Source organism: Nisaea sp. (assembly GCF_039990255.1).
Taxonomy (GTDB): Bacteria; Pseudomonadota; Alphaproteobacteria; order Thalassobaculales; family Thalassobaculaceae; genus Nisaea.
The window spans coordinates 1-25443 of sequence record NZ_JBDXGG010000024.1; the positions used below are offsets into that span (position 1 = coordinate 1).

Genomic DNA, 25443 nt, shown 5'->3' on the forward strand with positions numbered 1-25443 from the left:
CCACTGGACGAAAGGACCGGGACGGATTGACCGTGACTTCGGCCGCAAAAAATGGGGCGATGAGGCTTACGCCATTGAGGAGCTTGTTGCAGAGATCGGCTCTGCATTCCTCGGTGTCACGCTGGGGCTTCGTCCGGATCACCTGGACGACCACGCCGCCTATATTCAAAGCTGGCTGAAGGTGCTGAAGAACGACAAGCAGGCAATCTTCCGTGCTGCCTCCCATGCACAACGCGCCGTCGATTATCTCGACGGCTTGCAAGCCGATCGGGCTTTGCTGATCGCGGCGGAGTGAAAGATATGTTCAGACCTGATCAAACTCAGATCGAGCGGATGGATGTAGCGTTCGAAGCCTACAAAAGTGCCGCCAACGCTCCGGAGGACTGCACATCTGTTCGGATGCTCTACGACCTTCTGCATTATATGCACCGCCATCAAGGAATGCCCCGGACCGAAGTGCACCATTGGCACAAGCTGATGTTTCTCAACTTTGAAAACGACACCGAGCCGGGGAAGAAAGCAACATGACCCGATTGCCCGATATTTGATCTACGGGCATGGTGTCCGCGTTCTTCCTCTTCCTTAATCCGTGACCTTGACGGCCGTGCGGTTCTCGCTCCGCTCGTCGCGGCCGTCCCCCTGGTCCGGCCTCGAAATCCATGATTATATGCGATCATGGATCAACCGCCCTTGATCGAGGACACCAATGATCGGAACCCTGTATTGATCACATCATTTGCGTGATATCTGACGGAACAAACGCACAACACGTCAAAAGGTCTCAATGATAGGCGGAGTCGTTATAATTCTTTATTGTCAATTTACTTCTATTTTACTTATTTTTAATGTTCTGCGGTTTGTATGAGTCGAAAATATATATTTAAAATGAGAGAGTTGTTTTAAATTCCAGTCCTATAGTGCAATTTTTTATTGCAAAAATACTCGCGGCTCATATCCTTAAATCATGCGCTTGGGGTGCCGGCGCTTCGTCTCAAACGGCACCACGTCTGGAAGAGATTCCGGTCAATCCATACCAACCAGGAAAGGGAGGGTTTGAAAAATAATATCAGCACTGTGGCTGCTTAAAGTAGCCGAGATACTAGCGCTGGTTCTTGAATTGATCCGAATGGCTATAGAATACTTCATCTAATGTTGTAGACGATAGCGTTGAACCGGAAGCGCCTTGAACCGGAAAAGCCCCCGCCTGAGAGCTTGTACCTCTCGTGAGCGGGGGCCTAAGTCATCCTAGAGGGCTTGAAAAAGCCTATCAGCAAGAGCGATTTACCCACGCCGCCTCATCTGACACAAGCGAAATAATGCCAGATTGTGATATCTGATCCGGAGTATCTGGGCTCGGCTCGGTCAATCCCGGCCTTTCTGATTGCGGCCACGCCACATCGCGTGAAATCCAAAGCGGTGTAGCTTCGATTATCTACAGGACCTGCCAGATCATCTGCAATCGCTCGCGATTGCAGACCATTCATCCCCTATTTGATATGGTCAATTCATGGGGACCGGATCTTTAGTCAGTGTCGATTCCAGTACATCCGACCGGCTTGCCCGGGCGGGCTTCGCTGTCTCTTTTTCGAACGACATGCGCGCCTGGAAACAGGCGCTCGTCGCTGATAATCGATTTGTATCACCGCATTTCGATCCGGATTACTCCACGCCCAAGGGCGCGGTGTGGATCCGCATCTCCGATCAGCTCACCGGCAAACTCGCCGCCTGCCTCGCCTACCGAATTTACCCGGCTGCCGACTACCTTGCGATGGTCGAAGATGGAAGCATCTACGTCGATGATCCGGACGAATGGGGCTTTCGCCCGCACCGCCACGGCATGGGGCACATCGACCTATCCGGCCGAGTGATGAGCCGAGGCGGATTACATAGCTTCATGACCGGCCAGGCTCTCAGCTTTTGGATTTGCGGCATCGCACTTGAAGTCGCCCTGCAGGAGCGTGTTGATGTTGCCGCAGGGATCACCTTGCCTGGGCCGCATGTTCCTTTGTCATGGTACGGATACCAGCATTCAGCGCACACCAGCGTTCACGAATGGCCTAATTTTCCCAACCAACCGCACTCTATCGAGATCGTCTGGAGCCACGCCCCCGAGATCCGGCAAGAGCTTGAACAGCGCAACAAACTACTCAGAGAAATGCCGGACGCTGACCTCAAAACTATCGCAAAAGAGTATGAGCGGCGGACGGGCCTCCGTCGGACTTGAAATCGCCGGCGCAGCGCTCTTGTTCTTCCCTGCAGGGGAGTTTTGAAAGGAGACGCTCTTCGCGTTTATAGGGCAGCCTAATGACGCCGGGGAGGTGTAGGGCGATCCCCGTTGGGGCCGGGCTCTACTCCGCTTCCTACGGTCGCTCCACGAAGCCCCCAAGCGGGGTCTTCGCCCATGCGGGTAACGATCCCTATCGCGCAGCTTGAACGCCGGCACCCACCAGGTTGTCACTTCCCGACGCTGCAACGATTTATCAATGTTGAGATCCGCGCGCTGCGCGTATCCGGTTTGAATATTTGACAGCCCGGCCTCCGCTTCGCTCTAGCCGGTCTGAACCTTTTTATCTTTGTCCGCCCCAACAGTAGTCCGACGCTCTGTAAATGGGCCAGCGCCGCGCGACGCGCGTCGTGCTCCAACGGCCCCGTGTCCTCGCTACGCTGCGGGCCGCACCAGGCCGCCTCCGCACCCATTGACAGACCCTCGGCCGACCGTGGGCGGGGCTTCGCCCCACCCCCTCTGTTCAGTCTGAATTTGTAATTCAGACCAAACACAGTGGATGGGCTCAACCCCATTCGGCGGAAAGGAAAAAAGATGCCCGCACCTTCAAACGCAATTCGTGCCACATGGGCGGCAAACGCTCTCAACACATTCACCAGAGAAACATTCTTGGGACACTCGGTTGCGGATTTCATCGCAACACATAAACAAGGTGAAGAGTCGGATCTGGGAGACGCGATTACCAATCTGATGTGCGACCTACTGCATCTTACGGATGCACATGGCATCGACGGAAACGAGCTGTCCAAGCGCGCATTAGAGCAACACTCAGAACAGGTTTTCTTAGAGTGGCATAAAACCGAAATAGAGGAGGGCGGGGTTTAATGTCTGAGCAACTGTCGCTTCTCATTTCGTCACAGAAAGATCAATTCGCAGGCGATGCTTTCCGCGCCCGTGCGTCAGCAGAAGCGGGAGTGAAGGTTTCATTCCGTACATATGCTTATTTCTGGGATGGCCTACCACGCCACCAGACGAGCTATGCGTGAGGCGGGGGCCATGAATCATTACAGCGAAACCACACAACACCAGCTCACACTTGGCCGCGTGATGATGGAAGCCTATGCAAAAACGGCCTATCCGAATGCTCGCTATTCGCTCTCGGATATGGTCGCCGCGCTGCTCCATTATAACCACGTTTCCGAAGGTCTGGACGAAACCAGCATCAAGAAGCGATATAGCGGGACACTGGCATCCCTCGTTCGTGAATGCAGCGCGGGAGAACAGCAATGAACATGCTTGTTCCCCGTGAGACGGTCGCCCAGAACGTCGAGAAGAGAGAGGCGGCTCTTGCCGCCTTCCGGGAATCCCATGCTCGCCTTATCGATGCGCAAGAAGCGCTCGCCAAGGCTAACGGGCTCCTGCATGGAATCAGTCCGCAAAATGGCGATAGTTACAACCGCCACACGCGCGATAATGAGGAATTCTATATCAGGCCAATCAAGGTCCTGGACGAAGCCGACTATATGGCGAAGGTCGAGTTCATAACGTCCGTCAATCTTTGGGCTAAACTCATCGAGCACACGGACCTTGAATCGATCATGAACCGCCGCCAAAAGGACGAGTTGCGGCAGGCGCTAATTACAGATCCGCCCGAGCCGACCGTTGAAAACATCTTCGCCACTCTTCAGGCGCGTTTTGCTGGTCTAAACCACACCATTCAAGAAGGCATCGCCGACGCCTTTACCGCGCTGGATCGTCGGTTCCGCTCGAACGATACTTTCAAATTCAAACACCGGATCGTCCTCGAAAACGCACTGAGCGAGTGGGGAGGGTGGAACCATGGCTGGCGATATGACGATACCCTTATGGACGTGGAACGGATCTTCCGTTTCATGGAAGGCTTGCCGCCGTTCCCGCGTCACCTCTCCATTGTCGCAGCCGTAGAGGCGGAAACACGCGGCTCCTATTCAACAGGGCTTCCGCAGACTCTCATCGAGACCGATTATTTCCGCGTCCGGACGTGGAAGAACGGCAACCTGCATCTCTATTTCACGCGAAAAGATTTGCTCGCCAAGGTCAACAAGGCGCTTGGCGATTTCTACGGAAATCCGATCCCGGAAAAACGCGAAGCCGACAAGGACGATGGGCTTACGCCCAAGACCGGCCTGGCCCGCAACATGGGATGGTTTCCGACCCCGGAAGCGGTCGCGCGAAAGGTCATGCACGAAGCCCCATACATGAAGCCGAACGGTGAACCTTTGGTGGTCCTGGAGCCGTCCGCCGGAACAGGTAATCTTGCCCGGCTTGCGGTCGCTGCCGGAGCGATTGTTGATTGCGTCGAACTGAATACGGACCGCGCAAAAACACTCAGCGATAGCGGCCTTTACCGGCGCGTTCTCCCGGTCGATTTCCTCACTTACCAACCGGCTGCCGACGCTCTTTATAATGTGGTGATAATGAACCCGCCGTTTGATCGGGAGCGCGATATTGATCATGTTCTCCATGCTCTTTCGCACCTCAGAAATGGCGGTACACTTGTTGCTGTAATGAGTGCCGCAACCGAGTTTCGCGAGACGAAGAAATCAGTTTCCTTCCGGGCGATTGTTAAGCAGCACTCCGGACGCTTTTACGACCTTCCACCCGGCTCGTTTCGCGAGGTAGGCACGAACGTAAACACCCGCTTGCTGACGCTTCGCAAGGGCTACACCTAAAGCGAGTGAGGCGGGGCCGGGTAACACCGCGCCCCGTCGCTTCGATGGCCTAAACCACACCTGAAAAGTTCCGCGCTTTTGTCGGCTGGGCCGTTGGCCCAGCCGGCTTATTTTTGTGCGCCCGCTGACGCGAGCGCGGCGCGGATTCATATGGAAAAAGCGGTCGCTTTGCGTCCGCTTTTGGCTATCAACAAAAGTGTGTCGGGACGTATATCCCGCCGCACTTTTCTGTTTTTGATACGCTTCTAGACGATGCTTCATTTCGTGAAGCATGTTCGATCGCTCCTCTTTTTCCCGCGCATTGCGCGGCGCGGCTGCTCCGAGGTTTTCAGCTGACCGGTCTTTGCCGTTTGCAAAAAGACGCTCGCTTGCCGAGCGCTCTTGATCATGGAGTAGGGATGATGGGTTTGAAGGCGAAAAGGGAGGTATTTCGTAGGACAAGATAAGGGCTTGGGCCATTGGTGGGGGCGCACCGCGCTTAAGTAATTGTTTTTAAGTAGTCTTTCTTGTGCCCATCTGTTATACATAATACTTAGTTATTGCCTAATTATTCGCAAGCGGTTGTTTTACATGGTAGATTTTGGGGCCAAACTGGTTTTTCGCGATCCTCCAGGTGGATCAAGCGGCATTGGTGGAATGGTCGCTGGCTATCTTGTCGGGCGAGCAATCAACAGTACCTTCAGCTCATCCATGGCGCGGACAACGCTACGGACGATGTATTCCGGAGCACCACGAAGCCCGCTCTCTTTTGTCAGATCTGCAGCAAGAGCGATGCGCGGAAGTTCAGCATCCTGGCGATCAGGTACAGCGCCTGAATTGATGCAACGGGTGGTGGTCAAAACCCGGATCGTCCAAACAGGCGCCGGTACCAAAGGCAAGGCCCGCGCTCACATGAATTACATCACACGAGACGGTGCCGGGGAGGGCGGCGAGCAGGCCGTCTTATTCGGCAATGACGAGACACCGAAGGCGGGTTTCGTGAAGACCGTCGAGGGTGATGAAAGGCATTTCCGGCTGATCATTTCGCCGGAGTTCGCGCCTGAGAATATGGAAGAACTCACGCGCAATGTGATGGCCGACATGGAAATCGATCTCGATACACAGCTCGAATGGAAAGCGGTGATTCACAAGAACACGGATCACCCTCATGCACACGTCGTTTTGCGGGGTGTAAGCGATACTGGCGAGACGCTAACAATCCCCAAGGATTATCTCACGCGCGGTATTCGCGAGCGAGCCCAAGAACGCGTCACGCGGTCCATCGGGTATCGCACAGAGTTGGATATCGTGGAGAGCCTGGAGAAGGAGATACCGGCAACCCGCATCACGTCCCTCGACCATAAGCTGGAAGCGGCGCTGACTGACGAGCGGACGTTCGAGAGAAGCGCGCCGGAAGCACTTTCGTTCAAGGAACCGGAGCTCGATCGCATCGCGCGGCGTGCGGAAACACTTGTTGGTTTTGGCGTCGCGGAACGTGATGACAGCGGCGCTATTTATCTGCCGAAAGAGTGGAAAAAGGAGATGACTGCGCTGTCCCGTTTCGTGGCTATGCACGAAAGATCCTATCAACAATTTCCCGGCGAGCAGCGCGAGCTTGTTGATCTGAATGCAGGGAAGGGGCCAGCCAAAACGCTTGTCGGCGAGGTCAAGGCGCGGGGGCTCGATAACGAGCTATTCGATACGCCTTTCGTTGTGATCGACGGGGGCGACGGACGCATCTATCACAAGACCATGAGCAGCCTGAAAGGCGCCGCCGATTTGCATGAGGGTGCTGTTGTCCGGATCTCTCCCGGCGCGCGAGGGGCATTCATCGAAAGGATCGGGCAGGGCCTCTCCCAGTCGGTCGGCAGTAGTGGTCCCAACTGGCTGGATGAGTATGCCAGGGGCCAGCAAGGCGCCTCCGAAACGCCGTTGCAGAAACGGTTATCGAAAGCTGTCGCCGACCGTAAATTGTTCCACGAACGGGCTGGTCGGCCGGGACTATTGGGTAACGACAGCGAGTACCAGAAATGGGTCCTTGATGGGCGCTCCGCGATAGTTCCGGAGGCTATCCGGGAGAAATATGAAGATCACTCAAGAGAGCTGTTTTTCGGGGGCAAGACCCGCCGCTTCGAGGGATCTCTTGATGCGGTGATCACAACACCAAATGGCAAATTCGGAGTTGTCGCGGACCATGCGCGAAATCGGTATGTGACGCTCCCGCTGCGGGAGAACCAGCTTTCAATGAAAGGGCAGATGGTCACGCTCAGTGCGATGAGCGGGCAGGGGCAGAACCGCGTGATCATGCAAACACTGTCACGATCACTTTAGGAGAAAGACGATGCTGGATCGCTCAGCCGTCATCATCCGTAGTCTCCTCGTGTTGATGCTCGTTAGCTTCGGTGCGGCTATGGCGGCGACCCAATATGTGGCTCATTATTTTAGCTACAACACAGCACTGGGCGAGCCGTTGTTCGTCCTTGCCGGATACAAAGTATACTCGCCGGTAATGTGGTTTGTCTGGGTCTGGCGGTATTCAGAAAGCAACCGGGATCCGTTTGATCAAGGCATGATGATCATGGCGGTCATCATGCTCGGCGGTTTGTTCCTGACAGTCGCCGCGTTGACGCTTCGAAAGAAAGACCCAACAGGAAAATTCGGTACAGCCAAATGGGCAACAAAGGATCAACTTGATCCACTTAAGGGGCATAGCGGCATGGTCATTGGATACTCAGGTGAGCGTCACGACATTCATGCAAATCCGCCCCGATTCATCACTCACACCGGGCCAGAGCATGTCGCGTTGATCGCGCCGTCCCGGTCCGGCAAAGGCGCATCAACGGTCATCCCGACTTTGTTTCGTTGGATGGACAGCGTTGTCGTCCTAGATATCAAAGGTGAAAACTGGTCAACGACAAGCGGATGGAGGCAAAAGTTTTCCAAGTGCATCCGGTTCGATCCCGCGAATGTAGACTCAGCGCGATTCAATCCAATGGAGGAAATCAGCGGGGATGAAATCGTAGCAGACGCAGACTTAATTGCGTCCATTCTGGTGGATCCGGATGGGGTGAAAACGTCGCTCACTCATTGGGATCGAACCGCCCGGCAACTCCTTAAAATCACGATACTGCATCTTCGTTTGACTGATGAAGATGCAACTTTGACCGGCCTTAAATCTTGGCTAACGCGTCGAGACTTCAGTGTCTATGACCATATGGAAGAAATGCTGGAGACTGAGCATAGCGACAAGCACGCCGGGCGCGTCATCAATGAAGGCGCACAGATGTTTAAGGGTAAATATTTTCCTGAGCTATCCAGTACGTTTTCAACCGCACTCTCATACCTTGATCCTTTTGACGATAAATATCTGTCCGAGAACACGGCTGCCTCTGACTTCACGATTAACGAGATTATGAACGGGGAGACGCCAGTCACTCTTCATATCGTGTTCACTCCGTCAGACATGCACCGGCTCCGTGGATTTCTTCGGCTATTTCTAAGCCTGCTGGCTCGGAAGTTAACGGACGTCAACGTTGCCCCGGCCGTCATTCCACACAAGCGACGGGCGCTGTTTCTCCTTGATGAGTTCCCGCGTCTTGGCAACCTGGCGCTCTTTCACGATGCAATCGGCTACTTTGCCGGATATGGCATCACATGCCTGTTGGTTGTCCAATCAGTGAATGATTTCGTCAGCATCTACGGGCCGCACAACCGGTTTCTGGAGAACTGCGCCGTGCAGATTTTCCATGCCACAAATGATCCGGGCACAGGGGATTATGTGTCGCGGCGAACCGGAACGGCGACACATAGAGAGCGGGAATTGAATCGATCAGGTCATATCCTGGCGCCATTCCTGCAAAATGTTTTTGTCACGGAACAAGAGAACGCAAGGCCCTTGTTGACGGCCGGCGAGGTGCAAGAGATGCCTGCCGACGACCAGCTCCTTTTTGCTCCGAATATCCCGCCTGCACGCATAAAGAAATTGCAATGGTGGAACGTTCCGTTTCTCGCGGCGCATTCGGTCGATCCTGCTCCAGCAGTTCCGGTTGGTCACGTTCGGGCGGCCAATCCTTGGGCCGCGGTTGTTACCTCGGCGGCAATTATTGAACCAACAGGAAATCCGGAGGCCCAAGACGGCGAGAGGGGCAGAGCATCGGCGCGTGCCGAGGATGGGCGCGACGACCAGGACGCGGACAAGCCGGAAAATGGGCGAGGGTTTCGCGATATTAGCGACCTTAATCCTCAAACAGTACAGACAGTGATGGATGGAGAAGATGGCCTCTTCCGCGGGTAAAGTTTCGAAACGATTTCATCTGCCTCCCAGCATTGTTGACGACCTGAAGCGAAAAGCGAGTGAAGACCGAGTCTCGGAAACAAGCATTGTTGCGGATGCCCTTGAAGCATATTTCAATCCCCGACAACCTGACTTCCTACGCCTTGAAGATGTGGTTGGCTCGACGCTGCAGAAGCAGTCGCGGGCGATCCGGACCATTCACACCGACATGACCGTAGTGACTGAAATGTTGGCGCAGTTCGTCCGATTGTATCTCGGAAGTAACCTCCCGCCGCCAGACGATCTGCGAAATCAGATAGCTGCCGTAGCTCCGGGCCGGTTCGATAATTATACCAAGGCCGTTAAATCGCAGCTTTCAAAAGATGGTCCGTACATCCGGGAGATCATGAGTGATGCTGACTGAATCATCAAAGCGCGCAGTAGAGGCTTTTCACGATCACCTCAATCAATACCTGCCGATCCTCCAAGACGAAAAAATAACCGATGTTATGTTAAATGACGACGGTAGCCTTTGGATCCAAAGGTGGGGACAGGGCGCCTCGCTGCATCAACGTGATTTTCCAGCCGATGCTGCTGAAACACTGCTCCGATTTGCTGCAAGTGCCACACACAACGAGATAACAGCAAAGACGCCACAGCTTATGGCGGAGCTTCCAACAGGTGCACGCCTGCAGGGGCTTTTCCCTCCTCTTGTTCGCCGCCCGTGCTTTGTTCTCCGGCTGCACCGTGAACAAAGCATCACTCTGAATAGCTATGTCTCCAAAGGTGCGATGGCAGAGAAAGACGCCGAGACCATTCGCGATGCAGTAGCCTGCCGAAAGAATATTGTGATCTCCGGAGCTACTGGATCGGGAAAAACCACTTTAGCAAATGCGATTCTGGCGGAGCTTTCATCCAGCTCTGAGCGTGTTGTCATCATCGAGGACGTTCAGGAACTTAAATGCCCCGCGCCCAACACGCTCCGGCTTTGTTCAACATCGAGGGTGACGATGAAGGATTTGGTTTTTGCCACACTTAGGCTCAATCCGGATCGGATCGTCCCCGGAGAGATACGAAGCGGTGAGGTTGCGGCCCAGGTGCTGTCCGCTTGGAACACCGGCCACCCTGGCGGGATTTCAACGATCCATGCTGACAGCGCCGAAGACGTGCGCGATCGCTTCATGTTTCTTCTGGGCGAGGTCTACCAGGTTGCGCCGGCACACCTCGTTAAGCGTGCGATCGATCTAGTGATCTTCATAAAAAAAGGCACTGATGGCTCGATGATAGAGGTTACGGAGTTCGTTGTTTGAGAGACACTGTCCGAGGTGAATTCGATATTGTCTGCCATGAATTCAGACGCCGAAAACCTTGACGCGGTGCGCTCAAAGTTTGACGAAATTTCCGACCAGATCAAGATATTGACAGACCTTTCGGAACAGACTCAATTGCTCGCAATGAACTCGACAATAGAGGCGGCACGGGTGGGTAATGCCGGGCAAGGTTTCCCAGTTCTAGCGAGCGAAGTGAAGAACCTGGCAGAGACGACAGCAAAAACTAGCGAAGATACTAGAAAGAGTATTGAGGTTGCGTCGAATCACGATCAGATGGTTGCCGCGCGAACTGCGGTTTTAAGGAAACTCTTGGCGGGCTTGTCGCGCAAACTCTCTTATAGCTCATCCTTCCTTTCGAAATTGCCTATTGCCTAGAGCCAGAAGGGACACAAAGTGTCGCACTTCTAAATTGCTCATCTGTCGCATTACTAAATTGCTGCTACAAACAAGTGTCGCGTAATAGTAATTATGAGCAATTTAAATAAAAATATTATTAAATATCAACATGTTGTTGACGAGTAATATGCATCAAACTGAAAGATGCAGCATGCTACATCTCTGACACAGAATGCGGGTAACGATCTCTTGCGCACGCAGTTCGATTTTGAAATTCAGACTCTTGACGGCATAGGGAAATATGATCTATCGATTAATCAAATTTACTTAATAGTTAAGTATGGCTTGTCAATTTGGAGAAAGCGCGATGCAAGTTCGTAACCTTGAAGGCACAGAGAGGCTCGCTGTTCTAGCTGTCGTGGCCGCCGCGACGGCGCTGTTTCCCGACGTCGCTGAAGCAACCACAACTGGGCTCTCATCAGTTCCCTGGGAGGGTCCTATGGATACCGTTTCTCAGAGTATTCAAGGCCCTGTCGCTGCATCAGTCGGCGCTGGTGGTCTTGCTTTGGGTGGATTGAGCTGGGCGCTGGGACAGAGCAATATCATTCAAACGGCAGGAAAATTCGTCACAGGCGGTTCAGTTGCTTTCAATGCCGCCTCGTGGGGAATGCCCTTGCTCGGCTATTCCGGCGCCGCCCTCATTTAAGAAAGGACGGTCTCTCGGATGTTGGATGAACCGGTCCCACTTTTTTTGACAAAGCGGATACTCGTTTTCGGGATGCCCAGACAACTGGGCATCCTGATCGGGACCCTCACAGCCATCGCCGTTGTCTACTTGCATCGTTTTGAGCCGCTGATAGCAGGCGTAGTATGTTCGGTCGCTGGGAGCATCATCCATAAGCGAGATGAATGGGCCTTTGAAGTGATCATGCGGCACCTTCGCTACATGTCACGGTACCTCCCGTAATGTTTTCGCTTGGTCGATACAAGATAGGTGCGTTCAAAACGTCATCGTCACCGCAGATATCCGACCTTTTGCCGTGGCTTCTCGTCCTCGATGACAAACGAACCGTGCTTCTCAAAGACGGGTCATTCATGGTCACCTGGAGAGTCCGCGGCCCAGATATGGACTCAGCGCCGGACTACGATTTCAACCACGTTTGCATGAGGCTGTCCGCCGAGTTATCACGCCTTCAGGGCGGTTGGACAGTCTTCTTTGAGGACGCTCGTGTACCGAGCTCCGATTATCCCGTTGGGCGCATAGAAAACCCGGTAGCGGACTTAATTGACCAGGAGCGCCGAGAACAATTCGTCCAGGTTCCACATTACGAGAACCAATACTATCTGACTGTAACGTACCTCCCTCCTTCCGAAACGCATAACAAGCTCCGACGTTTCTTCATTGAAACAGGGGGAAACACTACGGAATCCGATGACAAAAATGATACTCTTTCTGACTTTCGCCAGAAAATTCTCTCTTTGGATGAGGCGTTCAAACGTCAGTTTATCGAGTGCAGTCCCCTCGTCGGCGACGACATTCTCACTTACTTGCATTCCACAATTAGTACCAGTCGATTTAAAATCGGCTCTGAGCTTCCAATATTTCTCGACCGCTTGCTCCCCGATGAAGAGATCACTGGCGGGTTCAATCCTCAGCTCGGCGAAAAACACCTTAGGCTTGTTGGAATTCGACAGCTTCTCGGCCCTACAAAAGCCGGTCTTTTCGAAGAACTGAATAGCCTTCCGTATGAATACCGGATGGTCACTCGATTCATATGTCAGGATGACTCGACCGCACAGAAAGAGATCGGAAAATTAAGGCGGTTTTGGGGAACTAAACGCCATAGTGTGGCGTCGACCCTTTATACTTCTATTACAAATCAGCCTACGCGCGTCGATCCCGAGGCCGAAAGACGTGTCCAGGACGCAGAAGATACAGAGCTAGAGCTGCAGGAGGGTCGTGCGAGCTTCGGATACCTAACAGCATCAATTGCAATCATGCACGAGGATCCGGTTGTCGCCGACAAACGGGCTGTCGAGCTTGCCGAATTGATACGGCGTGCTCGTACTGTTCCGATCATCGAGAAATCAAATGCCTTTGAAGCTTGGCTTGCAATGGTTCCTGGCAATAGCGTCGCGAATGTAAGGCGCCCTTTGCTCAGCACTATTCATACGGCTCATGTGATGCCTGTGTCCTCGATTTGGGCCGGCCCGCATGGGGTTTCGCATGAATCCCTCTCTGGCCCGCCGCACATGATGGCAGAGACCAACTCGACTACGCCATTCCGCGTTTCTACTTACATCGATGATGTAGGGCATTTCCTAGTCATTGGGCCAACGGGTGCAGGCAAATCAACGCTTCTGAATCTTCTCGCGGCTCAGTGGCTCAGATACTCCAACAAAGCTGGAAGCGCACAAATCTATGCCATTGAAGCGGGCGGCTCTATGCAATGTCTCTTCAAAGCGCTGGGTGGCGCTTATCACCATCTCGAAGACGACACCGCCTCTCTAGAGATGCAACCTCTCAGAGACATTGACGAGCAAGCTGAAAAAGAGTGGGCGTCAGAATGGGTGTGCCGGATGTTCGAAAATGCGGGCATCCTTCTCAATCCCGTCCAACGGTCGGAGGTGTGGACGGCAATAGAAGCGGTCGCGAACCAGCCTAAAAAACACCGAAATATAACGGTTCTACGCCAAGCGCTTCAGGATGAAGAGCTTCGCGTGGCATTGACACAATTTACTGTGGACGGTGCTGCGGGACGATTTCTCGACGCCGCTATATCCACAGAGCCGTCCAACATCGAGGCTATCGATCTCGGCACCCTCCTTTCTGCCAGTTATGCACCCATTGTTCTGGACGCGCTGTTTCATCGGTTTGAGCGGCGATTCAATGGCCGGCCAACTCTTCTACTGATAGATGAAGCCTGGCTTTCCATGATGAACAGTTCGTTCATTGATCGACTGCGGTCCTGGTTGAAGATGCTCCGCAAGAGAAATGTCGCTGTTGGCCTAGCCACCCAAGAGGTCTCTGATTTTCTCTCGTCCGATCTTGCGCTCACGCTCCTACAGGCCTGCCCCGCTCAGTTCTTTCTGCCAAACACCGCAATAGCCAACACAAAGGTTCGAAAAAGCTATGAGTCATTAGGGCTAAATCCCGTTCAGTTAGACATCATCGAGCACGCTCAGCCGAAATCAGACTACTATTTCGTTTCCCCGCAGGGCGCGCGGCTCGTTCGCTTCTCCATGGGGCCGATCGCCGGAGCTTTTTGCGCGGCCACGAGCAAAGCTGATCAAAACGAGATGGCGTCGATGGATTCCGCCGACAGCGGACTAGCATTCGCTGCGAAATGGCTAGAATTGAAAGGTCTTCAAGAGGCTGGAGCGGTGCTAAGGGAGCTTTCCGATGAAGCATTCCAGTAGGATTGCCATATTCACAACCATTGTGGCGCTGGCGCCTTTCTCCCACGTTTCGCAAGCAGCCGCTGAACGTGAATGTAGACCCGCTCCTGTATATTTAAATGTCGATTATGCGGGTTCGGCTGGTGACGCCTTCTTATATTTATCACCAGATAGAGATTTCGAACTGCACCGCTGGGGCAAAGCCGAGCGGATGAAGCCGTTTTCCCGCATTGTCCAACACGTCACACAGAATCGTAGTTCTAATCACGGACTTCTTGGCCGCAGCATTCAGTTAACGCCCAAAGCAAACTCGTCAATCGATTACTTCGACTTCCCCGCCGTCCGAATTGCACTCTCAAAGGATTACGAACAGAGCTGTCTTTACGGTCCTACCGGTCGGCCGACCGACTCCGTAACCCTTACTATTCCCAGGCAGTACAATCCGCAGTGCCGGACACCCCGCGTGATCAGGACGCGGGGCAAGAGAACATATCGATCCGCGATCATCAAAGGGTGTACAGGCCGTATGGATTATGGAGCACCTGGCGCATCGGAAGAGAATATTGATCTCGGCACTTTGGCATTGCGTTTTTCTGACGGGTTCATGCTTTACCGTCAGTTTTTCCTGCCTGGCGCTCTGACCTCAATCAACGGCTCTGTCATCAACGGTCAGATCGTTGGGGGTGGAATATCCTTTAAAGAATTATTGGATTCCACAGGCGCCTACGTCTATTCCGTGAGCATCAACATGCCTGTTCAACGAGAAAAGGACGTCCGATGAAACGAAGAGCATTCTTACTTGGTGCAGCCGTGATCACACTCACCGGCACCAGCGGTGCTAAGGCCCTCGTTGTGTTCGACCCCTCAAATTTTGCGCAGAATCTTCAGCAGGTAGCGGAATCTGTAAAAGCTTTTTACCAACGTAATCAACAACTCATCAATCTTATACAGACGGCGGCTAGCACCGCACGCAGCGTGCAGTCCCTTGAGAATGGAAATTTCCTTGGGTACACGCAGACACTGCTGAACCTCGCTGGTGTTGATCAGCAATATTCTGGGATGCTCCGAAATGGAGCAGACCTTATCAATCGCTCTAATCAGTTAATGGATCTGGCTTCCAGAATTTCTTCTCCGGAAGACGCATTAGCTGCCAGCCAGTTTGCGCAAGCCCTCGCAGGAAATGTCATCAATGACAGCGCTGAACTATTGGCATCTTTGGAGCCATTGTCACAAACCACACAGAAACTGTCTTTTGCCATGACGGCCAGTCAAGCCGCAGTCGGTGAAACACAAGCCATCCAGGCTCAAACGCAACTCTCGGCCGTCAATACACAGCTCAATGCTCAGCGTTTCGAGATCGAACGGCTCCAGTTGGCAAACCAACTCGCTCGCGATCAACGAAATTACATACAGGAACAGGAAGCGAAATTCCGGATTGATAGTGCGATACAAGGGCTTCGCACACCCACGCCTCGTGGCAGTTCGCCTCTCGCGATCAAAAAGAGAGCCTATTAAGAGGTAAAATTTGAATGGACCCACTTACATCACTAGACGACCGCGTCTCATCGCTGGTCTTATTGTTCCAAGGTGGGTCCTCGTCTTACTTAACAACAGCAATCAATTTAGCTACGCAGCTTGCAGTCCTTGAGATTGCGTTTTTTGGCATAATGCTGATGCTTGGGCGTGGAGCTGTATTTGCCGACTCTTTTATGAAAATTTTCAAACTGGGCCTTATATTCTGGTTTGTTACGAAATTTCCCTATTTCCAGGATCAAATATTTGATGGCTTCGTTCTAAGCGCAAATATCGTATCTGGTGCGCCGGTAGACACCTCGGCCTTGCTTGTAAGCCAATATTTCGACAATGGCACATTGGTTTGGGCGTCGATAATGGAGTGCATCAAACCGTTAAGTTTTCTATCCAATTTTGTCATAATCATATTTTTTCTATTGGCTGGGCTTGTTGCATATGTTGGCTTAATACTAATGGGGATTACAGCCGTACTCACAATACTTGAGTATTACATTGTCACAACAATCGGCTTCATCATTCTGCCATTTGCGGCTTTCTCACCAACCAATTTTATATCCAATAAAATATTCAGCAGCTTTATCGCGATTGGGATCAAAGCAGCCACCATCATTATTATATCCGGGTTTGTGATATCTGATTTATCTGCACTGAGCCAATCCGACGTCTGCGCGGTTGACAGTGATGTATCCGGGCAAATGAAAGGCGCTGCGCTGATATTTGCCACGGCTGTTCTGTATCTACTCGTGTTTATCCGAGTGCCCTCCCTCGCAGCGGGGGTTCTCACCGGCTCACCAGCGCTAGGAGCGGGAACCGCTCTTGCAATGGCTGGTGGCGCCGTTGTCGCTACAGTTGCAGCTGCCAGCTCGGGGATGCGGGCAGCTGGCGCGGCCGTCCAGGCCGGCAAAGGACCTGCGGCAGGACCAAGCGCCACATCAGGGTCTTCATCAACAACCAATAAAAGCGGAGGAACGGCTAAAAACAGCGAATCTGGCGGTAGTGTTTCAACGTCCTCAGTCATTGAGAAGTTCCGGCTCGCCCGAAGTGCGCAACAAACACAAAAAACGATTGATAATGATAATTGATGATGAAAGAGCGAGCTAATGCTTAGCAACACGAAATCTGCAATCCCGAACGTCTATAGCCAAGGCGGGAAGACGTTCGCAAATTTCTTAGAGGAAGAGAAGAAAGCGCGGTTAACACTTGTTGTAATAGCGTGCTTTCTTTTCATCGCTCTGATTGTCTCAATTCTTACAATAGCCTATTTGTACTCGGAGCGACGCGAGTACCTTTCAATTGTTGAGGTTGATTCACGAACGGGTGAAATTGTTCGAAAATACACTCCTGTTGAATACACGGTCTCTGACATCCAAAGACGATACGTTGCAGAACAATGGATCACCTACGTTCGACGTCGACCGGCCGACAAATTTGTCGCCAAAGACGATCTCCTTTGGGCTTATGCTCACACAGCCGGCGCTGCTCGCGAACAGCTTAACGCGATCTTCAGAGACCATGATCCGTTAGCAGAAGAGAATTACAGAACGATCTCGGGGATCCAGGCGTTCAAACGTTCGGGCGACAGTTTTGAGATAAATTGGAACGAGCAGGTTTTCACCTCTTCTGGGATGAAGGTAAGCAGTGCCGACTACGCCGCACTCATCACAATCGCTCTCGATGATACTGTGTCAACCGATCCGAAAAAGAATCCGACGAGTCTTTTTGTCATCCACTTCGATTGGAATATTCCAGAGGCCGCACGATGAACCGCAATATTTTTGGATTGAAATACTTAATAGTTAAGTATAATGATTTCTGCATGATGAACCTTCACATCGCCTTTACATGGGCAATAACGCTTTCGCTCGCTGCCTGCGTTACGCCGGACAAACTTGTGTCTCCATCTGTTTCAGCTCCCTCACCGGAGCTCAAACAGATCCGCTACGTAACAGTCCCAACCGAACCAGTAGCCCCGCCCAAAGTCATAGAGCGCCAGGCGCCTCCTACACTGCTCATTCCGAGCAAGAGCCGTGCTGGAATGCCTGCTCCTCGTTCGGTAGCGCCATCTCCGAATAAATCGCTTCAGAGGGCTATTTCGGACGCCACAATGGACCCCGACGATGGGAAATATGAGGATGGGAGACAAGTTTACCGTTTCGCTGAAGGACGCTTTTATAAAGTTTTTGCGAGGCCGGAGAGAATAGTCGATGTGCAACTTCAGCCAGGCGAGCAAATCACTGATATAGTCGCAGGCGATACCTTCCAGTGGATGTTCAAATTCAGTGCGAGCGGCCTAGACGCTGAGCAAAGAACGCACTTTTTCATCAAACCAACCGCCGACAAGATTTCAACCAATCTCGTCTTAACAACGACGAAGAGGGCTTATCATTTGGAGCTTTCTTCTGACGAAGCGACGACTCCGCACAACGCAGTGGCGTGGACGTATCCGAGTGATGAAGTTGCAGCGTTCAATAGCGAAATCGCCAAGCTCTACACCCCCGGCCGAGTACATACTGGACAACCATCCGAGCGCCCCCGCACCGGCAATTACACCGTATCTGGGGCCCCTGGCGGAGCACCAGAAGACGCCCTCGCTTCATTGAACTTTAATTGGGCGATCGAAGGAGACAGCGGACAGCACTGGCTTCCCACTGAAGTCTATGATGACGGAAACCGGGTTGTGCTGAGGTTCGACGCAACCATGCAGCGCCGACAAATGCCGGTACTTTCTCTGCTAACACCCGACAATCGCGTCGAGATCGTCAATTACATCCAACAGGGCACGACGATTATCATTCCATATCTTTTTGACCGGGCCGTTCTCTACATATCGCAGCATCCGGAAAACAGAGTTTTCATTACCCGCACGGGCCTCTGGACTAAAGGGGATAGGGGGTAGCGATGTCAGATATGATGCCTGACCTTTCAGCCGTTACGGGATCTCGTATTAGTCGCCGCGCTGTCGTCCTGGTCGTTGGCGCACTCATCGGTCTTGGTGCGGTAGGTATCGCCTACGGCCTGGCCAAAACCAAACAAGACAAAAACGACACAGCGACGACCACACCTTACAACGTTGAGATCAAGACATCGTCAGAAGAAGCACGCATACGGGATGCACCTATATTCTATGCGCCGCCACCAAAAGTAGAACCGGAGCCATTGCCGGCGCCTGTGGCGGAGCCAAAAACGACGCATATACCTGATCCGGTCCCAACGAAACCTCTGATAGATCGAGAGCAGATCCGACGATCTGCGCTCAGCCCCTCAAACTTCTCAGGGGCTGATGCGATTGGCAGTCTAGCCCTGTTTCCGCAACCCGCGGAGCCAATACAAGCAATTTCGAGCGCTCCGGACCCTGCGTCTGAAGACGCTTTGCCGTCCTACCGTCCCGGTCCAAAAAGCCTGCTGCCCGGCACAATTATCAAGGCTCGCATGGACACAGCCATTAATACGACGCACCCCGGCGTAACCCGGGCGCGGGTCGTTGAAGCGATATTCGATAGCAGAAACGGTTTGAGCGTGCTTGTGCCACAGGGAGCCCTGCTGACCGGCGTTCCGAGTAGCACCCCCGAATACGGGCATGAGCGCATTTTCATTGCATGGAACAACATCACAATGCCTGACGGGCGTGTGGTTGATATTTCCGGCTTGAGTGCGGGCGATGAGGCCGGTCGTGGAGGACTCGCAGCGAATGTTGACAATCATTATTTCGAGCTTTTCGCTGCGGCAGCAGTCACCAGCATTTTGTCAGTAGGAGCTTCAATTTCTAGCGGTGATCCCGAAGACCCACTGACGCTTCAACAAAGAGCAACAGATGGGTTGGCTCAAAACCTCAGCGCCACAGGCCAAACGCTGACAGGGCGGGCCGCCTCCATCAGACCCACGATGACGCTGGAGCCAGGCCAGATTGTCACCGTGATCGTAAATCGCCCCATTGATCTGGAAACACGATGAGTAGAGTCCAACGTCAGACAAAAATTGCGGCAAGTAGCCGCCAGGGCATCAAAAAACACTGCTCTGGTCTCCAAATAAGCATGGAAGATTTTTTCAATGAAGCACTCAAACGCTTAATCGATTCGTACTCGGAACCCCACAGCAGTCCGATTCCAATACTTGCGGTCCCGCGAGGAACTTCAATTCTCGATGTTCGATATCAGCAGGCATATCACGACGAGATTTGCCGGTTGGCTGATGAAAAGAATGTTCCGCTATCAGCCATCCTTTATTCGGCGATCCACAACCTCTCTGTGACGGAAGGAATTTTTGAATAATGCTACGCATTACGCCCGACCATTTCACTGAACAGAAATTGCGGCTCACTCTAGAGCTTACCGGGGAATCCGCTGCTGAATTTCTTCGTTACTCACAAAAATACTCGGAAATTTACGGCGAAGAGATTTCTCTGCCTTTGCTGGCCCGAGAGCTTGTCAGCGATGCAATCAGGCAGGACAAGCAATTCCAGAAAGCGAAGAAAGCCGGTCCCATCAGTAAGGTCGGAGCATCTTCGATTCCTGTTCAAGGTTCTGCCCCCGGTAGGTCGATGGAAACGACTCTCTCTGGAGGCAAGACGTGAAACTCATCATGTTAGCCAGTGCCGCCGTATTAACCCTTCTGGGATGCACGCCCAGCCAACAATCGGTCTCTGGCCCGCCGATGCCCGCGTTTCTAAAGACAACAACGGCGACGGAGATAACCTCTCCGAATGAGGCGAACGCGAGCATAAACGAACCAGTGAAGAATGTGCCTGTTTCACAGCCCGCTCTGGCCGCAGAGAAACCGCTGCAGCAACTTCCCGTCGCTCCTCTGGTGCCGAATGTCAAACATCCCCTCACCAATGAGCATAGCGCTCCCAGCGTTGGAGCGATCAACAAGGCCACACCGGCGCGGCAAGATATCGTGATGGAGGAAGAAGCATTCGAAATCCGCTCCAATAACACCAACGACGACCCTCTTCCGAGCGCGACGATTCCCCAGCCCTTCGGAGCAATCGGGGCGGATCCGATCACGTTAATTCGGGAATTGGCTGGTCAGAATGGATTCTCCGTTAGCGCAGAAGAAATCAGCGACCCTACTTTAGTATCGTTGCACCTTGATCCAATGCCTGCAGCTACCGCTATTAAAACAATTCTCAGAGCTGCCCGCCTCTCACACACTTTCCAGGCGAACCTACTTAGCGTTTCGCATAAGCGAAACTACACGCTCTCACTTCCGCCAATCTCGGATGGGACTTCCGAAGCCACTGACCAGACATTCTATGAAGAGATAGGTCAGACGCTCACAGCCCTTGGTGCATCAGATGTTCAAGCTAATGTCCGTGGTCGTCTGGTAGCATTCAGCGCGGGGCCGGAAACGCTCCAATCCATAAAGGACTTCGCTCAACAGCTTCGGGAGAAACGTGTCCGGATCACTTATGATCTTTGGATAGCCGAGGTGTCGACCACAAAGGAAAAAACACGAGGCATTCGCTGGGATCAACTGCAGGCCAAGATCGGCGACCTCACTTTAAATTTCAATGGCGGTCAAGCAATTGCTGACGGCTATAATCTTGTTACGAACTTCAGTGCTAGCGGTTTGGATATCATTTCTCTTGCCGCTTTTCTCGAAGAACAAGGCAAGGTGGATATAGTCACCAATCCGACGGTCACAATGCTGTCGGGATCATCGGTACGCCTCGATGACACTGTGACAGTTCCATACCTTGGCTTCCGGCCCATAGCTCCCAGCTCTACAGACAATGACGACGTAACCGCCGTTACAACGGGCATCGAAACGCGCGAAGAGACTACCGGTATCGTCCTTGATGTTGCTGGCGACTATCAAGACGGCCTTGTCACCACCCAGATGGAATTGAGTCTATCGGACATCCTAGGATTCCAAACCTTTGAGGTAGCAGGAACAACAACCCAGCAGCCACGGACAACGGAGCGTACGATAAGAACGCTTATATCAACCCCACCAGGCCAAACAGTCGTTATTGCTGGCATAGCGAGATCTGCATCAAGTAGCGACGAACAGGCCGTGCCGCTCATCGGTAAATGGCTCCCCTTCCTCTTCTCCAGCGAGCAGACAACGAAAGAGCGTAAACAATTAGTGGTCGCCATCGTTCCCCGCATAACGCGGTTTGTTCAGAAAAGGTGATCAGAATGAAAACCTCCTTACGTCTCGTTTGGGTAGCGGTCCTGATTGGAGCAACCCAAGCCAACGCTGAAACAACAAGTCCCTTTGGTGCCTCGTCCCAACCCGTCAGCATTCCAGTTACGCCGACACAGGTTGCCGTACCGCAGACTATCGTATTGCCGCCATTATCATTTTTCGCAGTTATTGGAAGAACGGCCCTGCTTGCCGATGGCGGTAAGGTAATTCGCGCTCAAAACGGTCAGCGCGTCACAATTACCGGTCGCACATACAAAGCAAGAATTGTGGGTGAAACTCTCACCCTATATTTGAATGATGAGCCAGCTTTCTTTGCCAGCCTCGGTTATGGCGTCCGCACTCACCAGAATACAAGCCAGGACTAGACCGATGACAGAGACGTTTTTCCCTGACTCGCCAAACCGTGTTTCACGTGTGATTGGTTTACTGCGCTCACTCTTCGCACGTCGACAGGACGATTTCACACCGATCTTGGAAGACGAGCCTCTTCTAACCCCCGAACCTATCGCAGAAGAGCCAGCACACATTGAAGCTCGTGATTCCGCAACGGAATCATTCTTAAGTGCGCTAAGAAATAGCCAATACTTAAGTAATTCACGAGCCGAGTGGATAACTCAAACACTGCAGGAACACAAACTGCGCGCGAGCAATATAACTGCTGCGGAACTGGTGATCGCCGTCGGTTTTGTATCGCCGGCCCGTGTGATTGAGACGATTCAGAAGCAACGTTTGCATATGCCGCTCCCGTCTGACGAGGCGGGTTTGTTCGCCATCTGGCCTGCCGCCCTCCTGAAGCAGCTAGGCGTGGTTCCGATCCGTTTACATAACGGACGCCTATACGTCATGGCGACGAGACCGCTGGCCGATTTCGAAAAGCGTCTCATCACTGATCAAGCGTCAGCGAACGATCATCGAATTGATGAGATAGTGGTTGAAACCTATTCAACCGTCCAAGTTCTAGCGAAGCTCCAAGAAGCGCCGCACGTAACAGGTGTTGGTTTAAATGCATTGCTGGCGAAGCACGACATCGCAAGTGCGCCAACAGATCTAACCCACACCCTAGATAGCTTATGCGTTGATGCAATTGAGCGCCGTGCATCGGATCTCCATATCGAGATCGGCGCAGATATGGTCGAGACACGGATCCAATACCGCGTCGGCAACAATCTGCTCTTCCGTGCCACGTTGTCGCCTCTTCTCGCAACAAGACTTACAACATTGATACGCGAGCGGTGCGGAATTGACACCTCTAACACGGACGCCCCCCACGAGGGCGCGTTCACGTTCAAAAATCACGGACGCCCAATCGAAGCGCGTGTAGCCATTATGCCGACGCGCTCAGGCCAAAGTATTACTATTCGACTGGCTGATACTCGATCATTCCAAACGCTGGATGATATTCTGGGTAATTTTCCCGAATTGGCAGAACGTCTCAAGGCCGACATTCCCGTTGGCACTCGTACAGCTTATCTAAAGATAATTGCTGGCCCCATGAACCAAGGTAAGAGCACGACTTACCGCGCCCTTATGATGGAGCATCCACGCGAGAGAATTAAAATTCTTGAAGTTGGTGATCCTGTCGAGCAGCCAATACCGCTGACAACGCAAACTAATGTAAATAGACACCCGAATATTGGACTCGATCACACCGTATTTCTTGAGCATGCACTGCGCCATGACGCTGATGTCGTGTCCATCAGCGAGATCAGAGACGAGAAAACCGCACCGGAACTCTTACGATTTGTGGAATCAGGTCACGGCGGATATACGACGCTTCATACTGATAACGCGCTTGACGCGATACCGCGTTTTTTCTCTCTCATCCCGAAACAGCGCAGCCAGGCGGCGGATATTTTCGGCCGATATGTCCACTGGATACTGCATCAGCGGCTCGTACCGACCCCTTGCCCGCACTGCAGCTCGACCATTAGTACAACCAAATTGGACCCTAACGTATGCGCTCTTCTCGGCGTGTCGGAACATAAAGACGTTATCTCGCTCTCCGATGATGGCTGCAGCGAATGCAGCGGACAAAGCGAACGCGGTCGAACACTTGCTCCCGAGGTAATCTGGGTAAAGCGCTCTGCTAGAAACGCTTTTGCGCGCAAACTGTCTCAGATCGTACTAGGCCAAATCGACGCGGACTACTCCACCATACTAGAAATCGACGGTATCGAACTCATACCACGCCGCGATTTCCTGCTCGCATTGATGAGTCAAAAAGAAATTGCTTGGCAAACCGCCTATTCCGAACTTCGTCGGGAGGCGGACCATGATTAGCGCGCTGCTCGCAACAACCTCATCCTACATCAAGGCCAAAACATATTGCCCGGTCACGCGCGCTATAGAGACGGTTGTAGACCACGAGAACGGCCCAACGATTGTCCGCGACCGAATCATTGCAGCAGGAAAGACAGTCATCGCCATTGAGACGGTCACTCAGAACCTTTTCACGCAAGAATTTTATTTCCCTGGTGAGAGAACGCTATTCCTTCAAACGATGGCTAGTTTCATAAAGTCCGGTTTCGGCGCACACAAAGCGCTTCGCCAAACAATCAGCCTGATCAAAAACCCATCGAAACGCGCCGACCATCAGCGGGCACTCCATGTGCTCGATGCCGGCGGCGAATTCAAAGACGCAATCCAGAATGTCGCGTTGCTCGACAACTCGACGAAGGCATTTCTCGCGGCGGGTTCCATGGCTGGGAGCCTCGGCGCCATCATCACGCCGATGCTTGCTTTCCGGGCTCGCAAAACGGCAATAGGAAGAACCATTAAATCCCGTCTCTTCTTGATCGTCTTTGAAGTTCTCCTCGCACTTTTAAGTGCGATCTGGCTGGAGACCTCTGGTTTTGACTTGCTGACAGATTTAACGGGGGCAGGAAACACGCCGGAGTTTCAAGCTGCTGTGGAGCATGCACAGATTGCCAACCGATTCCTTATAGCTATCGGCGTAGCTCCGTTTGCCCTTTCGTGCACAATTTTTATTGGCTCGAGAGCAAAGAGTTCGGAGCTGCAAGACTTCGCGGCGATGGTACTCGACAGGATCCCGTCAGTGGGCACTCTTTTCCGCGATCTCGCGGCGGCAGAAACTCTTACAATTGTCGGCCTTATGATGCGGGCAACACCATTTATTCCGGCCGCGCGGCTTGCAACCACCATTTCACGTTGCCCGCCCGTGCGAGATTTCTGGACATCCGCACTAGATCTGCATCTCAAGAACGGCCAGAGCGTGACCGATGCCGTCTCGGCCGACAGCGGCCTTCTTACGGAATGGGAACGGATGCCGCTACAGGGCAACAGCTCTACGCGTAATACCGACCTTTCCGAGACGATGCTTCTCATATCGGATACGCGGCTAAATCAAGCAGAAATGGCGGCGAATACATTGCTTCTAAAAGCCACTTTTTTGTTCGTGGCTTACTTGCTGGCGAACGGCGCGGTCCTTTTCCAAATCATGATGGCCCAAAACGCCAATCAGCCCGATTTGTTCGGAGTTCTGTAACG

Annotated in this window: 26 protein-coding genes; all 26 read left to right on the top strand. The window is 52.7% G+C overall.

Going from position 1 to position 25443, the window contains the following annotated elements; all coding sequences use genetic code 11:
* Positions 1 to 295, top strand: a 295-nt coding sequence (locus ABJ076_RS22045; protein ID WP_348188434.1) for a zincin-like metallopeptidase domain-containing protein, incomplete at its 5' end; no start/stop codon positions are given.
* A 5-nt stretch (positions 296 to 300) separates the two neighbouring features.
* Positions 301 to 528 carry a hypothetical protein gene (locus ABJ076_RS22050; RefSeq protein ID WP_348188436.1) on the top strand — a complete coding sequence of 76 codons (228 nt, stop codon included), beginning with the start codon at positions 301 to 303 and terminating at the stop codon, positions 526 to 528.
* Positions 529 to 1594: 1066 nt separating this feature from the next.
* On the top strand, positions 1595 to 2224 hold the full coding sequence (locus ABJ076_RS22055; protein WP_348202653.1) for a hypothetical protein: 630 nt from the start codon (positions 1595 to 1597) through the stop codon (positions 2222 to 2224).
* Between the two features lie 594 nt (positions 2225 to 2818).
* On the top strand, positions 2819 to 3109 hold the full coding sequence (locus tag ABJ076_RS22060) for a hypothetical protein (RefSeq protein WP_348188440.1): 291 nt from the start codon (positions 2819 to 2821) through the stop codon (positions 3107 to 3109).
* A complete protein-coding gene (locus ABJ076_RS22065; protein WP_348188442.1) occupies positions 3109 to 3270 on the top strand; it encodes a hypothetical protein in 162 nt (53 codons plus the stop codon). Before ABJ076_RS22060 ends, ABJ076_RS22065 begins: the two co-directional genes overlap by 1 nt.
* 10 nt (positions 3271 to 3280) lie before the next feature.
* On the top strand, positions 3281 to 3514 hold the full coding sequence (locus tag ABJ076_RS22070; protein ID WP_348188444.1) for a hypothetical protein: 234 nt from the start codon (positions 3281 to 3283) through the stop codon (positions 3512 to 3514).
* Positions 3511 to 4935 (top strand): DUF4942 domain-containing protein, encoded by a 1425-nt coding sequence (locus ABJ076_RS22075; protein ID WP_348188446.1) that lies wholly within the window; start codon positions 3511 to 3513, stop codon positions 4933 to 4935. Before ABJ076_RS22070 ends, ABJ076_RS22075 begins: the two co-directional genes overlap by 4 nt.
* A gap of 771 nt (positions 4936 to 5706) precedes the next feature.
* Positions 5707 to 7245: a DUF3363 domain-containing protein gene (locus ABJ076_RS22080; protein ID WP_348202654.1), complete on the top strand. Its 1539-nt coding sequence runs from the start codon at positions 5707 to 5709 to the stop codon at positions 7243 to 7245.
* A 10-nt stretch (positions 7246 to 7255) separates the two neighbouring features.
* Positions 7256 to 9208 (top strand): type IV secretory system conjugative DNA transfer family protein, encoded by a 1953-nt coding sequence (locus ABJ076_RS22085; RefSeq protein WP_348188452.1) that lies wholly within the window; start codon positions 7256 to 7258, stop codon positions 9206 to 9208.
* Complete coding sequence (locus ABJ076_RS22090; RefSeq protein ID WP_348513297.1) at positions 9189 to 9611, top strand: hypothetical protein; 423 nt, start codon at positions 9189 to 9191, stop codon at positions 9609 to 9611. Before ABJ076_RS22085 ends, ABJ076_RS22090 begins: the two co-directional genes overlap by 20 nt.
* Entirely contained in the window at positions 9601 to 10497 is an 897-nt protein-coding gene (locus tag ABJ076_RS22095; protein ID WP_348188529.1) for an ATPase, T2SS/T4P/T4SS family, read from the top strand. The genes ABJ076_RS22090 and ABJ076_RS22095 overlap by 11 nt, the downstream gene beginning before the upstream one ends.
* Positions 10498 to 10533: 36 nt before the next feature.
* Positions 10534 to 10893 carry a methyl-accepting chemotaxis protein gene (locus ABJ076_RS22100; RefSeq protein ID WP_348188531.1) on the top strand — a complete coding sequence of 120 codons (360 nt, stop codon included), beginning with the start codon at positions 10534 to 10536 and terminating at the stop codon, positions 10891 to 10893.
* Between the two features lie 328 nt (positions 10894 to 11221).
* Entirely contained in the window at positions 11222 to 11560 is a 339-nt protein-coding gene (locus ABJ076_RS22105; RefSeq protein WP_348188456.1) for a TrbC/VirB2 family protein, read from the top strand.
* 260 nt (positions 11561 to 11820) lie between these two features.
* A complete protein-coding gene (locus ABJ076_RS22110) occupies positions 11821 to 14274 on the top strand; it encodes a hypothetical protein (protein ID WP_348188458.1) in 2454 nt (817 codons plus the stop codon).
* A complete protein-coding gene (locus tag ABJ076_RS22115) occupies positions 14258 to 15034 on the top strand; it encodes a hypothetical protein (RefSeq protein ID WP_348188460.1) in 777 nt (258 codons plus the stop codon). The genes ABJ076_RS22110 and ABJ076_RS22115 overlap by 17 nt, the downstream gene beginning before the upstream one ends.
* Positions 15031 to 15768, top strand: coding sequence for a hypothetical protein (locus ABJ076_RS22120; RefSeq protein WP_348188462.1), 738 nt, complete (start codon positions 15031 to 15033; stop codon positions 15766 to 15768). The genes ABJ076_RS22115 and ABJ076_RS22120 overlap by 4 nt, the downstream gene beginning before the upstream one ends.
* Before the next feature lie 14 nt (positions 15769 to 15782).
* On the top strand, positions 15783 to 16868 hold the full coding sequence (locus ABJ076_RS22125; RefSeq protein ID WP_348188464.1) for a type IV secretion system protein: 1086 nt from the start codon (positions 15783 to 15785) through the stop codon (positions 16866 to 16868).
* Between the two features lie 18 nt (positions 16869 to 16886).
* Positions 16887 to 17549, top strand: a complete 663-nt coding sequence (locus tag ABJ076_RS22130; RefSeq protein ID WP_348188466.1) for a type IV secretion system protein — start codon at positions 16887 to 16889, stop codon at positions 17547 to 17549.
* Positions 17546 to 18682, top strand: coding sequence for a TrbG/VirB9 family P-type conjugative transfer protein (locus tag ABJ076_RS22135; protein WP_348188468.1), 1137 nt, complete (start codon positions 17546 to 17548; stop codon positions 18680 to 18682). The genes ABJ076_RS22130 and ABJ076_RS22135 overlap by 4 nt, the downstream gene beginning before the upstream one ends.
* Before the next feature lie 2 nt (positions 18683 to 18684).
* The gene (locus ABJ076_RS22140) at positions 18685 to 19737 is read left to right on the top strand and encodes a TrbI/VirB10 family protein (protein ID WP_348188470.1); all 1053 of its coding nucleotides are present in this window, start codon (positions 18685 to 18687) and stop codon (positions 19735 to 19737) included.
* Positions 19734 to 20054 carry a hypothetical protein gene (locus ABJ076_RS22145; protein WP_348188472.1) on the top strand — a complete coding sequence of 107 codons (321 nt, stop codon included), beginning with the start codon at positions 19734 to 19736 and terminating at the stop codon, positions 20052 to 20054. Before ABJ076_RS22140 ends, ABJ076_RS22145 begins: the two co-directional genes overlap by 4 nt.
* Entirely contained in the window at positions 20054 to 20356 is a 303-nt protein-coding gene (locus ABJ076_RS22150) for a hypothetical protein (protein WP_348188474.1), read from the top strand. Before ABJ076_RS22145 ends, ABJ076_RS22150 begins: the two co-directional genes overlap by 1 nt.
* Positions 20353 to 21921 (top strand): hypothetical protein, encoded by a 1569-nt coding sequence (locus ABJ076_RS22155; protein WP_348188476.1) that lies wholly within the window; start codon positions 20353 to 20355, stop codon positions 21919 to 21921. Before ABJ076_RS22150 ends, ABJ076_RS22155 begins: the two co-directional genes overlap by 4 nt.
* 5 nt (positions 21922 to 21926) lie before the next feature.
* Complete coding sequence (locus tag ABJ076_RS22160; protein ID WP_348188478.1) at positions 21927 to 22301, top strand: hypothetical protein; 375 nt, start codon at positions 21927 to 21929, stop codon at positions 22299 to 22301.
* Between the two features lie 4 nt (positions 22302 to 22305).
* Entirely contained in the window at positions 22306 to 24216 is a 1911-nt protein-coding gene (locus ABJ076_RS22165; RefSeq protein WP_348188480.1) for an ATPase, T2SS/T4P/T4SS family, read from the top strand.
* On the top strand, positions 24209 to 25441 hold the full coding sequence (locus ABJ076_RS22170) for a type II secretion system F family protein (RefSeq protein WP_348188482.1): 1233 nt from the start codon (positions 24209 to 24211) through the stop codon (positions 25439 to 25441). The genes ABJ076_RS22165 and ABJ076_RS22170 overlap by 8 nt, the downstream gene beginning before the upstream one ends.
* Positions 25442 to 25443 lie beyond the last annotated feature (2 nt).

What these genes read in the sequence shown, in the direction of transcription:
- ABJ076_RS22050 (WP_348188436.1), top strand. Translation starts at nt 301, where the DNA reads ATGTTCAGACCTGATCAAACTCAGATCGAGCGGATGGATGTAGCGTTC.
- ABJ076_RS22055 (WP_348202653.1), top strand. Translation starts at nt 1,595, where the DNA reads ATGCGCGCCTGGAAACAGGCGCTCGTCGCTGATAATCGATTTGTATCA.
- ABJ076_RS22060 (WP_348188440.1), top strand. Translation starts at nt 2,819, where the DNA reads ATGCCCGCACCTTCAAACGCAATTCGTGCCACATGGGCGGCAAACGCT.
- ABJ076_RS22065 (WP_348188442.1), top strand. Translation starts at nt 3,109, where the DNA reads ATGTCTGAGCAACTGTCGCTTCTCATTTCGTCACAGAAAGATCAATTC.
- ABJ076_RS22070 (WP_348188444.1), top strand. Translation starts at nt 3,281, where the DNA reads ATGAATCATTACAGCGAAACCACACAACACCAGCTCACACTTGGCCGC.
- ABJ076_RS22075 (WP_348188446.1), top strand. Translation starts at nt 3,511, where the DNA reads ATGAACATGCTTGTTCCCCGTGAGACGGTCGCCCAGAACGTCGAGAAG.
- ABJ076_RS22080 (WP_348202654.1), top strand. Translation starts at nt 5,707, where the DNA reads ATGCGCGGAAGTTCAGCATCCTGGCGATCAGGTACAGCGCCTGAATTG.
- ABJ076_RS22085 (WP_348188452.1), top strand. Translation starts at nt 7,256, where the DNA reads ATGCTGGATCGCTCAGCCGTCATCATCCGTAGTCTCCTCGTGTTGATG.
- ABJ076_RS22090 (WP_348513297.1), top strand. Translation starts at nt 9,189, where the DNA reads ATGGCCTCTTCCGCGGGTAAAGTTTCGAAACGATTTCATCTGCCTCCC.
- ABJ076_RS22095 (WP_348188529.1), top strand. Translation starts at nt 9,601, where the DNA reads ATGCTGACTGAATCATCAAAGCGCGCAGTAGAGGCTTTTCACGATCAC.
- ABJ076_RS22100 (WP_348188531.1), top strand. Translation starts at nt 10,534, where the DNA reads ATGAATTCAGACGCCGAAAACCTTGACGCGGTGCGCTCAAAGTTTGAC.
- ABJ076_RS22105 (WP_348188456.1), top strand. Translation starts at nt 11,222, where the DNA reads ATGCAAGTTCGTAACCTTGAAGGCACAGAGAGGCTCGCTGTTCTAGCT.
- ABJ076_RS22110 (WP_348188458.1), top strand. Translation starts at nt 11,821, where the DNA reads ATGTTTTCGCTTGGTCGATACAAGATAGGTGCGTTCAAAACGTCATCG.
- ABJ076_RS22115 (WP_348188460.1), top strand. Translation starts at nt 14,258, where the DNA reads ATGAAGCATTCCAGTAGGATTGCCATATTCACAACCATTGTGGCGCTG.
- ABJ076_RS22120 (WP_348188462.1), top strand. Translation starts at nt 15,031, where the DNA reads ATGAAACGAAGAGCATTCTTACTTGGTGCAGCCGTGATCACACTCACC.
- ABJ076_RS22125 (WP_348188464.1), top strand. Translation starts at nt 15,783, where the DNA reads ATGGACCCACTTACATCACTAGACGACCGCGTCTCATCGCTGGTCTTA.
- ABJ076_RS22130 (WP_348188466.1), top strand. Translation starts at nt 16,887, where the DNA reads ATGCTTAGCAACACGAAATCTGCAATCCCGAACGTCTATAGCCAAGGC.
- ABJ076_RS22135 (WP_348188468.1), top strand. Translation starts at nt 17,546, where the DNA reads ATGAACCGCAATATTTTTGGATTGAAATACTTAATAGTTAAGTATAAT.
- ABJ076_RS22140 (WP_348188470.1), top strand. Translation starts at nt 18,685, where the DNA reads ATGTCAGATATGATGCCTGACCTTTCAGCCGTTACGGGATCTCGTATT.
- ABJ076_RS22145 (WP_348188472.1), top strand. Translation starts at nt 19,734, where the DNA reads ATGAGTAGAGTCCAACGTCAGACAAAAATTGCGGCAAGTAGCCGCCAG.
- ABJ076_RS22150 (WP_348188474.1), top strand. Translation starts at nt 20,054, where the DNA reads ATGCTACGCATTACGCCCGACCATTTCACTGAACAGAAATTGCGGCTC.
- ABJ076_RS22160 (WP_348188478.1), top strand. Translation starts at nt 21,927, where the DNA reads ATGAAAACCTCCTTACGTCTCGTTTGGGTAGCGGTCCTGATTGGAGCA.
- ABJ076_RS22165 (WP_348188480.1), top strand. Translation starts at nt 22,306, where the DNA reads ATGACAGAGACGTTTTTCCCTGACTCGCCAAACCGTGTTTCACGTGTG.
- ABJ076_RS22170 (WP_348188482.1), top strand. Translation starts at nt 24,209, where the DNA reads ATGATTAGCGCGCTGCTCGCAACAACCTCATCCTACATCAAGGCCAAA.